Annotated in this window: 1 protein-coding gene; it reads right to left on the bottom strand. The window is 69.4% G+C overall.

The window, feature by feature from the left end; genetic code table 11:
- On the bottom strand, positions 1-792 hold a 792-nt coding region (locus HV753_RS31100), incomplete at both ends, for a hydantoinase/carbamoylase family amidase (RefSeq protein ID WP_175178422.1).

Raw genomic sequence — 792 nt, forward strand, 5'->3', positions numbered from 1 at the left:
CTGCGCGGGCTCTATCCATTCCTCGGGGCAGTGGCTGCGGCCATTCAGGCAGGGGATGAAGATCATGCCGATGGGGCCGGTGGGCGCCATGTACACGGCGTCATGGCCCGCGCCGCTGGGCAGGCGCATCGAGGCGTAGCCCAACTGGTCGGAGGCGGCCTTCACCGCGTCCATCACCAAGGGCGAACAGTCGGTGGGCTGCGCGCGGCTGAGTTGCGTGAAGCTTGCCGTCAGGCGCAACGCCTTCAGGTCGTCGGCCACGCCCGCCATCAAGGTTTCCGGGAAGGCGTCCAGCACGGCGTTGCTGTCGCTGCGCATTTCCAGCGTCAACTCGACCCGGCCGGGCACGGCATTGGCCGCGTTGGGCGTCATCGACAAGCGGCCCACGGTGGCCACCACGTAATGCGGATTGCCGCTGGCCGCGCTGGCCTGGCGGCTGGCCGCATCGATGATGCGGGCCGCGCCCACCAGCGCATCGCGGCGGATGTCCATCGGCGTGGTGCCGGCGTGGTCGGGCTGGCCTTCCACGACGATCTGCACGCGGCGGATGCCCACGATGTTGGTAACCACGCCGATCGGCAGGCCACGGCTTTCCAGCACGGGACCTTGTTCGATATGCAATTCGACGAATGCCGCGGTGTCGCCTGCGCGGCGCAGCGGCGCGTTGAGCGCGTCGGGGTTCCCGCCGATGCGGGCGATGCCTTGGGCAAGGGTCTCGCCGTCCGGGTTGCGGGCGGCCAGCATGTCGGGCGTCAGCTGGCCGGACAACGCACGGCTGCCCACGCAGGAAAT

The organism is Achromobacter pestifer (assembly GCF_902859625.1).
Lineage (GTDB): Bacteria > Pseudomonadota > Gammaproteobacteria > Burkholderiales > Burkholderiaceae_B > Achromobacter > Achromobacter pestifer.